This is a genomic window from Vibrio sp. V23_P3S9T160 (assembly GCF_963886625.1).
In the GTDB taxonomy this organism is placed as follows: Bacteria; Pseudomonadota; Gammaproteobacteria; order Enterobacterales; family Vibrionaceae; genus Vibrio; species Vibrio anguillarum.
In genome coordinates, this window is record NZ_CAWPDB010000117.1 from 26,118 (window position 1) to 36,517 (window position 10,400).

Annotated in this window: 8 protein-coding genes; 3 read left to right on the forward strand and 5 right to left on the reverse strand. The window is 45.5% G+C overall.

What is annotated here, in order from left to right; genetic code table 11:
- Positions 1-39 precede the first annotated feature (39 nt).
- The 3 genes from AACU59_RS08590 to AACU59_RS08600 all read right to left on the reverse strand — a co-directional run bounded on the left by AACU59_RS08590 (position 40) and on the right by AACU59_RS08600 (position 3,901).
- On the reverse strand, positions 40-1,287 hold the full coding sequence (locus AACU59_RS08590) for an extracellular solute-binding protein (RefSeq protein ID WP_094124999.1): 1,248 nt from the start codon (positions 1,285-1,287) through the stop codon (positions 40-42).
- Positions 1,288-1,317: 30 nt separating this feature from the next.
- The gene (locus AACU59_RS08595; protein ID WP_017044901.1) at positions 1,318-2,325 is read right to left on the reverse strand and encodes a LacI family DNA-binding transcriptional regulator; all 1,008 of its coding nucleotides are present in this window, start codon (positions 2,323-2,325) and stop codon (positions 1,318-1,320) included.
- A gap of 337 nt (positions 2,326-2,662) precedes the next feature.
- Complete coding sequence (locus AACU59_RS08600; protein WP_017044902.1) at positions 2,663-3,901, reverse strand: carbohydrate porin; 1,239 nt, start codon at positions 3,899-3,901, stop codon at positions 2,663-2,665.
- Between the two features lie 460 nt (positions 3,902-4,361).
- Between AACU59_RS08600 and AACU59_RS08605 the strand changes: the two genes are divergently transcribed.
- The 3 genes from AACU59_RS08605 to AACU59_RS08615 all read left to right on the forward strand — a co-directional run bounded on the left by AACU59_RS08605 (position 4,362) and on the right by AACU59_RS08615 (position 7,140).
- Entirely contained in the window at positions 4,362-5,696 is a 1,335-nt protein-coding gene (locus AACU59_RS08605) for an MATE family efflux transporter (protein WP_176428513.1), read from the forward strand.
- A 99-nt stretch (positions 5,697-5,795) separates the two neighbouring features.
- Positions 5,796-6,425 carry a hypothetical protein gene (locus tag AACU59_RS08610; protein ID WP_017043842.1) on the forward strand — a complete coding sequence of 210 codons (630 nt, stop codon included), beginning with the start codon at positions 5,796-5,798 and terminating at the stop codon, positions 6,423-6,425.
- The gene (locus AACU59_RS08615) at positions 6,403-7,140 is read left to right on the forward strand and encodes an MBL fold metallo-hydrolase (protein WP_013868161.1); all 738 of its coding nucleotides are present in this window, start codon (positions 6,403-6,405) and stop codon (positions 7,138-7,140) included. The genes AACU59_RS08610 and AACU59_RS08615 overlap by 23 nt, the downstream gene beginning before the upstream one ends.
- A 42-nt stretch (positions 7,141-7,182) precedes the next feature.
- Here AACU59_RS08615 and AACU59_RS08620 read toward each other — a convergent pair whose 3' ends face one another.
- Together AACU59_RS08620 and AACU59_RS08625 are read right to left on the reverse strand one after the other, a co-directional pair.
- Positions 7,183-8,427, reverse strand: coding sequence for an MDR family MFS transporter (locus tag AACU59_RS08620; RefSeq protein WP_176428514.1), 1,245 nt, complete (start codon positions 8,425-8,427; stop codon positions 7,183-7,185).
- Positions 8,428-8,683: 256 nt separating this feature from the next.
- On the reverse strand, positions 8,684-10,315 hold the full coding sequence (locus AACU59_RS08625; RefSeq protein WP_094144817.1) for a methyl-accepting chemotaxis protein: 1,632 nt from the start codon (positions 10,313-10,315) through the stop codon (positions 8,684-8,686).
- Between the last annotated feature and the right edge of the window lie 85 nt (positions 10,316-10,400).

Sequence of the window (10,400 nt, forward strand, 5' to 3'; positions counted from 1 at the left end):
CACCAGCACCGCTGGCGGTTCTTTTTAATGATGACCGTGCTATTGCATATTACGGGTACGACGCTGAATCAAACGTTCTGCATCTTTCAGTGCGGCTTTGATGTCTTTGCCTTCATCCAACACTTCCATCAGTGCATTTTCTAAGATGATAGAACGAGCCACATGGTCGCCTTTCGCAGGCGCGACTGGTTTGATGTTTTTTGCCACATTCGCAAACAACAAACGCGCTTTTTGACCACCTAGAAATTCAATTTCTTCATTGAACATTGGGTCATCGTAAGTCGTGACATTAGAGGGGAACGCGGCAATCGTTTCGAACGCTTTAAGCTGCACATCACGGTTGGTTGTCATGTACTCAATCAGCTTCCACGCGTCATCTTGATGTTTTGACTGAGTAGGGATTGAGAGAAATGAACCGCCCCAACTGCCGTAAATACCATCAGGAAGGTTTGATACGGCCCATTTGCCTGCTGTATCTGGCGCAATCCAGTTTTTTAGATGTCCGAGCAACCACGCACCAGAAAGCTGAGTAGCAAAAGTACCGTTACGGAAACCTTCATACCATTCGTTAGACCATGCCAAAATTCGGCCATCTAGCCCTTTTTCACGAATCGTTTTTGCCACTTCAAATGCATGTACAAAACGTTCGGAAGTGACGACTGAATTTCCCTTACTATCAAAATACAATCCTTCGCCGTCAGGAACCGTGGTAAAAATGATCGCTTGTGCTACATCAGCGGCGGATGCAATCAGCTGTACGTTTTGTTTCTTCAATATTTCACCGGCTTTGATGTAGGAGTCCCAATCTTTTATCGCTTGATTGATGTCAATCCCCGCCTTTTCAAACACATCGGTTCGGTAGTACATCACGCCTGGGCCAAGGTCGACAGGAATGCCATACATATGGCCATCGCCACCCTTGCCTTGTGCCCAAGCATAAGGTGCAAAATGGTCTTGGAATTTGTCCGCGCCATATTTTTCCGACAAATTGACTAAGCCACCGGAGGCAACAAAGGGGCCAATTTTCTCTACATCAACCACAATCACATCCCCCGCTCCGGATCCTGTGGCAAGGTTCGTCGTCAGCTTGGTGTGGTGGTCGCCGTGGTTATTCATTAAATAGTCAACCTTGATACCACTCTTTTGTTCAAAGTCCGGCAATAAGACTTTCAAACTGCTATCAAAGTCGGGGAAACCGTCTAAACGGATGGTGTGGTCGGCAGCATATGTAAGCGAAGAAAATCCTAAAGCCACGGCGCTTGATAGCACTAAGGTCTTAAATTTCATGATTCATCCTTAATATCTTTATTGTTAGGTTTATAGGGTGTTGAGTAAATTTTTGACGGAGTCTCGTATCACCAACGAAGGGGATAATTTGAAGTTCACGTCGCGTTTGTTTTTGTGCAGCTTTTGAATAACGAGCTGAACCGCTTCTAAGCTCATCTGTTCAAGAGGGAAATTCACGGTCGTTAACGCTGGGGTGAGGTAACGCGCGAATAAAATATCGTCAAATCCAACCAAGGATATGTGTTGTGGTATTTGCAACCCGACACGGCGCAACTCTTCAAATGCACCAAATGCCATATGATCGTTTGAAGCAAATACGGCGCTAAATTCACAGTGACGCATCAATAATTTGCGCATCGCTTTGACGCCGGATTCTTCGGTAAAACCAGCTTCAGACACGAGCGCTTCTTCATAGTCAAGCCCAGCCTCCTCCAACGCTTTTCGGTAGCCTTGCAAACGGCCTCGCGCATCAGATTTATCCAATGGCCCAGTAATACAAGCAATTCGTTGATGACCCTGACTGAGTAAATACTGTGTCGCCAAAAAGCCACCTATCTCGTTATCAATGTCAATACAGCTGCTGGCCATCTCAGGAATAAAACGGTTCACTAGCACCAAATGAACCCCTTGTTGATCCAATTCAATCAAGTAGTCATCGGTTAGATGTTGAGTATGGAGAATTAACGCATCGACTCGGCGACCTAGCAGAAATTGCACCGACTCTTTTTGCCCTTGCTCTGTGTTCGAGCCTGCCGTCACGACGACGTGGTAGCCAAACTTACGCAGTTGCTCTTCAATGTTGTGCAAAATGCTTGAATAAAAAGGGCCCCCTAATTCCGGTACTATGATGCCGATGCTTCCCGTACGGCTTGAAGCCAATGCTTGAGCAATAGAATTGGGGCGGTAACCAAGATCTTTAATCGCCTTTTCGACTCTGAGTTTTTTATCGTGGCTAACACGGCTAGTTCCATTAATCACCCGCGACACCGTCGCTTGCGATACACCTGCATGTTCAGACACATCTTTAATTGTCGCCACTCTCGCCTCACAACATTACTGACAAAACCAACAAGAAACCGCTTTCATGAGCTAGTATTCAAGATATCCCCTCGCTTTAGCGTGAGAGAAATCACATCGAACTAGGCACACAAATGACAATTATCTAAACATTGAAAGCCACAGCAGTTTCCCAAGCAGCCATGAAACTGTTTCATGGCAATCGGAAGAGAGAAAAAGATGGTGGCCGATTACCGTAAATAAAAAAGGGCCACTAATGTGGCCCGAAAGCGTAAGTGTATCGCTGGAGGTTAAAAACCACGGCAGGCATCGAGCGAGCCGTGAAAAAAGAATGGACAGTTAATGATCAAATATGGGGTTACCACCACGCTTCCCACATCGCGCCAATCGTTACCGTATCTGGGTTACTTGCGGCTTTAAATAGGCCGTCTTTGTCGATCACAGTTTCGTTATCGGCATCACCCAAAGTGGCATAGAAACGGAGCATTGGTCGAGCGCCTGCACCTTTACCAAACGAAATGTTCTGCGATAGTGTCACTTTCCAAGAAGAGTTGGTGGCGTCGATGTTGTCAAAATCCACAACATCATAGCCAGCTTCTAACCACGTTGAGTTAGTCTCATCCCAAAAATACATCGGGCGAACCAACACGTTGTAGTTAGTACGGTCATACTGTTTGTATGCACCATCTTCGTAGGCTTGATAAGCCGCTAGGTATTCAATCGCCGCATTGTCTCCCAGTGCCTTACTCCCATCAAAGCTCACCAACAACGCTGATTGATTCTCCGTTTTCCAAAAAACACTGTCTTTGGCGTTATCAGCATAACGCACCACCAAACGGTCATCCCCAAACTTCAATTCACCCGCCACTTGAAACGCGTTGAGTTTTTTGGCAGTTGGATCCGAATTGTCATCAAAGCCGTAGTTAGCATAAATGCTGAGATTGGTTGTATCAGAAAATTGAATGCCGTGGATTTTGGTGGTCAATGCGTAATTACCATCTGGATGATCGCTAGGAGAAGCCCCCGTTGCACTAACGACACTGGCGTCGAATTTAATGCCTCCTAGATTAAGGTTGTAGAAACCACCACCTTGCCCATCATGCGTCATCCAAAAATAGTCGTTCAAATTCGTTGAAATACGTTGGTGAAAGTCTCGACCAGCCCATACATAAAGTTCAGGTTGGCTTTCAAAAATGTTAGTTCCGCCAGCGTAAGCTTTAGGCACACCCACCTCATCACCCCAATGGTTGAACATCACCACCACATCCCAAATAGCACCGCTGTCACTGACGAATCCTTTACCAAATTGGAACTCACCACCGTTACCTTCGTTACCTAAACGGCCTGTTGAGTTACCGTTTAAACGACCATTGGTTTCAACCAGTTTGACATCGCCATTTTGGTAGGCTGCGCCATAACGAGCATAACCAGAAAATACGATACCCGCGGGAACGTTTATATCTGGTGTCAGCACCAGTGGTTGTTGATCTTGATCCAACACCTCAGGATTTGGCATTGGATCATTGGCAAAAGAAGGAGCAGAAGAGAGTACGGCAGCCACAGCTAGGGATAGAGGTAGAAGCTTATAATTTTTCATGTTAAGTCCTATTAATCACTTGGTTTGTTTTTGTTCTGTGGTCAGTTTAAAAAATGAAACAAGTGAAAATTAGGTGTCGCTTCACAGCGCGCTCGACTGCTTTTGGCGATGAAACTGAGGAAGAGCGTTATTGTTATTTTTTATTAACACCATCAATACATTAAACGCAAATTGATTCACAAAACAGAAATGAAATCGGTTTCATTTCATAGAAATAGGACGAGTTCATCACGAGATTAACGCTCAAGTATTCACCGAACGGTTAGGTTTTTATGAAATATTTCATCAGTATGATGATTTTCATGTCATTGCACGAAACAACTCGATGGGGATGAACGTCGCTCTCTTCACGTATAGCTGTTAACATACTCAACACACATAACGTACAAACCATTCTGAGCTTGTTTTTCACCGCAGAGGCCACATATTAAAACCTCTACCCATATAGTTGAGCCGAGCAATGTCAAACACCACCCCGTTATCTCCACCTTCACTCACGCACCAACTCTTGCAAATGACTTGGCCGATGATGTTTGGTGTGCTGTCCCTGATGAGCTTCCAACTGGTCGATAGTGCGTTTATCGGCCAACTTGGCGTGTTGCCCCTTGCCGCGCAAGGGTTTACATTACCCATTCAGATGATCATTATTGGCCTTCAGGTTGGGCTTGGCATTGCGACCACAGCGGTGATTGCTCGCGCATTGGGTGCGAACCAAATTCGCTACGCGAAGCAGCTTGGTGGGTTGGTCGTCGCTATTGGCAGCATTGGGGTTGCTCTGTTTTCAGTGATTATCTATTTACTGCGTCATCCCATCTTAGCGCTACTCAGCGCTCCTGAATCTGTATATCAGATCGTCGACAGCTACTGGATTTATTGGTTAATCAGTGCTTGGGTGGGCGCGGTGCTGTACTTTTTATACAGCCTGTGTCGAGCCAATGGCAATACCATGTTGCCGGGTACTATGATGATGGTCACCAGCATTTTAAACCTGATTTTAGACCCTATTTTTATCTTCACTTTTGATTTGGGTATTGAAGGCGCGGCGCTGGCGACCATTTTAGCCTTTGGGATTGGCGTGTTCGTGGTTGCGCCCAAGGTGTCGAAAAGACACTGGATGCTGTTTGATTGGTCAGATTTGGATGTAGGGAAAAGTATTCGCTCTATCAGCCATATCATGGGGCCGGCCATGATAAGCCAGCTTCTTCCACCGCTTTCTTCGATGCTGGCAACCAAACTATTAGCCAGTTTCGGCACCGCAGCTGTCGCGGCATGGGCGTTAGGATCTCGTTTTGAGTTTTTTGCGATGGTCGCAATATTGGCATTAACTATGTCGATGCCACCGATGGTGGGCCGTTTGCTTGGTGCAGGCCAATTGCAAGACATTCGAAAATTGGTTCGTGTTGCGTGCCAATTTATTCTTGGGTTTCAGCTCATCATCGCCGTAGTGACCTATCTATTATCCGGCCACCTTGCAGCGCTGATGACCAGCGAACAAAGTGTCGAATCCATTTTGCACTGGCACTTAATGATTGTGCCAATCAGTTTAGGGCCGCTTGGTATCTGCATGTTAATGGTCTCGGTTTCTAATGCGTTGGCAAAATCATACACCGCCTTAACCATTTCCGCGCTGCGCCTGTTTGTGTTCTTCTTGCCCTGTTTATGGGTTGGCGCTCAAATAGCGGCACTGCATGGCCTGTTTATCGGGGCGTTGATCGGTAATATCCTCGCAGGCCTTGCCGCGTGGGCGATGTACCAACGTGCACTTCGGCAAGTTGAGCAGCAGAAAAACCATTGAGTTTAGGTAACACAGAGCCCAAACGAGCAATCTAGTATCAAAAATATGAATCTGGTCTATAGTTAACACACGTTAAGTTGATGAATATTTTCGATAACTATGGACAACAAACCGGTTTTCGTGATTGCGGCGGAAGTGGCAGCAGAGCTAAACCAAAGCGTACTCATTGCAAAAAAATTACTGCTTGTCGCCAGCAATGCCAGAGCTCTGGCTCTGCGTGCGGGCGAAAGTGCCGCAGGTTTTCGGCCAATTACTGATTCGATTGATGATTTAGTCCGCGTCACGCTAGAGGCGTCGCACACCATCAACTTGAAGGCGCAGCGTATCAGCCAACTCGCAACTGCAAGGACTCGTGCACGCGCTGCGCTTGAACGTTTTGAAAATGTGTATATACAAGCGCATAACGCTCGGCATTTACACAGTTTGGATGTCGTACATCATCAAAACCAAGAGGAATATAGCAAACTCAGTCACAGTTTCTACTCTGAAGCTCAAAACCTGCACGAGTTATTGCAAACCTTATACGACAACCTGCGCATTGCACAAATCATCTCGATCATGCTGAGCGTGGAAGCCTCTCAAGCAGATGAGCGATATCAAGCCCAACTGCAAAGCATTGCGAATAACGTCGCTGAACTGGCAAAAGAAATTCAAGCTCACGTCATGCTATCGCTCAAAACATTCTCTCTCTTTTCTCAGGTGAACTATGCAATCAAAAATACTATTTGAACGCGGCCATCATCGCTGGGTGATGTTTGCTCGCGATCCAAACAAACCAGAAAAAATCATTGATACCAACCAATATATGATAGTCAATCGTGATCAAGCGATATTGCTAGATCCCGGTGGCATTGAACTATTTTCGGCGATGCTCGGTTGCGTCGTGAAAGAAGTGCCGATTGAACATATCAAGCATCTTTTTGCCTCTCACCAAGATCCAGACATCATCTCTTCCCTCGGTTTATGGGATAAAGCACTGCCCAGTGCAACATTACATTCACCTTGGTTGTGGGAAGGGTTTATCCGCCATTTTGGTATGGAGTCAATTCAATTCTCCCCCATCAAAGATGAAGGTGGAAAAGTGTCCTTATCAGGTCACGACCTGCACTTTATCCCAGCACATTACATGCACTCTTCTGGTAACTTTTCGGTTTACGACCCTGATGCAAAAATATTGATGTCTGGCGATATTGGTGCCGCGCTCGACAGCCCTAACGCCTCTTTTTTTGTAGAAGATTTTCAAAGCCATATTCCCAAAATGACTTATTTTCATCAACGTTGGATGCCATCTAACCGCGCCAAAAGTGATTGGATTGAGCGAGTCAGCCAGCTAGATATTGAGATGATGTGTCCGCAACATGGCGCTATTTTTCGGGGCGATGATGTTCAACGATTTTTGGAATGGCTAGATAAGCTGGAAGTTGGCGTAGCGATAAAAAAATAGCGCTGTTAAGGCTCTCGATGAGAGCCTTACAAAAAGAACAAATTAAGCTTGAGTAATGGGTTCACGCTCGACCGTATCGGGCTGATGCTCTGCGACCCAGTAAAGCCAAATCATCACTAGGCACAGCACAAAGCAAAGACCAAACAGCCAGTTTGAATTGAGGTATCCAATCACCGCCCCCCCAACCAGTGGCGCAATCGCAAAACCTAACGAGTAAAGCGCGGCGGCACCAAAGTAAGAACCACGCAAATGGGCGGGAGCCATGCGGTCTATTTGTACGTTTAAGGTTGGAAAAGCAATGACTTCGCCCATACTCAAAACAAAGCAAGCGAGCGCCCAACCAATCGGTAAATCTGCGGGGGTAAACAGAAAGCCGAGTTGCGCAAGCCCCATCAATAACATGCCGATCCGAGTTCGTACAAACAGCGGGACGTTTTCCAACCACTTCAACATTGGGAACTGGAAGATGATAATGGTCATGGTATTTACCAGCACTAACCCTGCGACAATTTGCGCTGCATCGGCGGCACTGGTGCGTACAATCACTTGTGGAATAGACGATTCTACCTGCCCATAGATGAACATCATGATGAAGTTCGCCACCATCAACTTCACAAAAATATTATCTTTACTGATCACTCTTAGCGTCGAAGAAAAATGAGGCAAGCTGGAGCGATCGGGTTTGGTGTAGCGCCCTTTACGTTCAATACCGAGCAGCAGCCAAAAACCAAACAATAAATACGTGCCGCCGGTAAAGAAAAAGAGAGTTTGTGGGTGAGAAAGCCCAAACGTAATCCCAAGCAGTGGCCCAATGGCACCACCTAGATTGAGTAGGAAATAGCGGATGTTGAGCGCCAGCTCGCGATCTTTCAAATTCGGCAAGTTATCACCAATCACCGCTTTGCCCGGCGCTTCAATCATTGGTCGCATTAAACCAGTAAGGACGATAAGCACGTAAAACTGCCAGATTTGATCAGCCACACCAATGCCACTGTAGGCAAATGCAGCCATCACACTGCCAAGAACCATCACCCACTTGCGACCAAATTTGTCGGAAAGATACCCTGAATACAGCCCAGTAATTGCTCCTACAACAGCAGAGGTCGCCAGCATTCCACCCACGTCAATCGGTGATGCACCATAATCTTGGTAAAGAAACACGATCAAAAATGGCCATGCCATGAAAAAACTGGTACGAGCAATCAATGTTCCGGTTAATACCGTCCACACTGAAAAATTAAACCTTTTTACCCTTTCTAAACGAAATAAGCTTTCCTCTTTCGCCATAAAAACACTCCTTACTTTCAGCCACTTGACCATGCGTTCACACGATGAACATCACATTTTTAGTTCTTATTGCGTCAATATATGAAGATAATGTTAATAAAGATAGTGTTTTTTATACGAGGGAGATCGAATCATAAAAACAAGCAGCTAACCCAAAAAAACCTAGTTATTTCGGATGGTTAGATATTCTTTGATTCATAAAAAAACCGCATAACCTTTCGAGTTATGCGGTTGAGACTAGGAAATAGTAGTCGATTTATAGTTTGAAGAAGGCGAGCTGCGCTTTTTGCTTCTCGGCCAATTGTGACAGTTCGGCACTGGCACTGGCGCTCTGGCTGATACCCGTTACGTTTTGATTTACAAGCTCAGACATATTAACCACGTTACGGTTAATATCTTGCGTGACTTGCGACTGCTCTTCTGCCGCAGTCGCCACTTGCGTATTTGAATCATTGATGTCTGAAACCGATTCCGTGATCCCAACAAGTGCATCATTTGCTCGTTGCGTTAACTCACCGTTACGCGCAAGCATCTCAATGCTGGTTTGCATACTATCGTTTGCAAGAATCGATTGGCTTTGCAGCTCTTCAATGATAACTCGAATCTCTTTAGTTGAACTCTCAGTACGTGCAGCAAGCATGCGGACTTCATCAGCCACGACCGCAAAACCACGACCAGTCTCACCTGCACGTGCCGCTTCAATAGCTGCATTCAGTGCCAATAAGTTGGTTTGTTCAGAGACACCTCGGATCACTTCAACGACATCGTTGATCTGCTCTGATTGCTCTTTTAGACGCAGAACTACGCTCGCAGCATGATTCAGCGCTTCTGACATTTGTAAGCTCGCTTGGGCGCTCTCTTTAAAAATAGCTAAGCCTGATTTAGCAAGTTCATCCGCTTCGCGAGCGGTTGAATCAGCGACCGTTGCGTTATCACTCACGTTGTTTGCTGTGCTCGCAAGTTCATTCACTGCCGAAGCAACTTGTTCAATTTCACTCAACTCTTGTTGTGCATTTGACTCTGCTTGCGTCATCACCGCAGCCAACTCGGTTGAAGCTGACGCCACTTCTTCACTAATACGGTTTAAATGATCTACCGTAGCATGTAACTGAGAGGTAGTCGTATTGACATCTTTACCAAGCTTTGAGATTTCATTCTCGCCATCCGCATCAGCGCGAATGGTTAAGTTCCCCTGCGCTAATTCACGCATCACAGCTTGCAGCTTCTGAATCGGGGCCACAATCATATTGGAAAGGATCCAAGCCACCACAAGAGATAACGCAAGCACAGACAGTACAGTAAACATCGCAGTGTTCATTGCGCTCTGTTCATGTGCTGCAATTTTATCCAATGCTTGATCTGCTTGCTGCTTAACTTTTTTACTCAGGTCAGAAACAGCACTGAGCATATCATGGCCTGTTTCTCTAAACTCGGAAATGTATGACATGTATTCAGTTTCAGATACAGCGCCTTGATCATACCGTTCCAACAATGCCAACATTTGGTTTGAAAGAGTTACGTATTCATCCACACGGCTAAGAATATGAGAAACATCACCTTGATATATTGACTCTTTTTGCAAATTTTTCAGTTGTGTGGCAATGTCATTTTTCGTTTGTTTTAACTCGAGTGGAAGCTCCTTACGATAGCGTGGGTCAATAATCGAATACAGTGCATTAATGCGCATCAAGTTAATATCATCGACTACAAATACGGACAATGTCTCCTCATTTTCTTGAACGGCACTTCTTACAGCCGTAGCCTCAAACTGATCATGCTCTAAATTATTTTTTGTAATCCACAGAGCGACTACTAAGGCAAATGTGGTAATTAAAACAGGAAGCAGTACCTGAACTCGGATAGGCAAATCTTTCAGTGAAAAGTGCATAAATCTCTCTAAAATGTAGCGGTGGCCATAAAACCAAAAGGTAATGCACTGTAATTTATGCTAGATGAAAGCGACTAATGAATAT

What these genes read in the sequence shown, in the direction of transcription:
- AACU59_RS08590 (WP_094124999.1), bottom strand. Translation starts at nt 1,287, where the DNA reads ATGAAATTTAAGACCTTAGTGCTATCAAGCGCCGTGGCTTTAGGATTT.
- AACU59_RS08600 (WP_017044902.1), bottom strand. Translation starts at nt 3,901, where the DNA reads ATGAAAAATTATAAGCTTCTACCTCTATCCCTAGCTGTGGCTGCCGTA.
- AACU59_RS08605 (WP_176428513.1), top strand. Translation starts at nt 4,362, where the DNA reads ATGTCAAACACCACCCCGTTATCTCCACCTTCACTCACGCACCAACTC.
- AACU59_RS08610 (WP_017043842.1), top strand. Translation starts at nt 5,796, where the DNA reads ATGGACAACAAACCGGTTTTCGTGATTGCGGCGGAAGTGGCAGCAGAG.
- AACU59_RS08615 (WP_013868161.1), top strand. Translation starts at nt 6,403, where the DNA reads ATGCAATCAAAAATACTATTTGAACGCGGCCATCATCGCTGGGTGATG.
- AACU59_RS08620 (WP_176428514.1), bottom strand. Translation starts at nt 8,427, where the DNA reads ATGGCGAAAGAGGAAAGCTTATTTCGTTTAGAAAGGGTAAAAAGGTTT.
- AACU59_RS08625 (WP_094144817.1), bottom strand. Translation starts at nt 10,315, where the DNA reads ATGCACTTTTCACTGAAAGATTTGCCTATCCGAGTTCAGGTACTGCTT.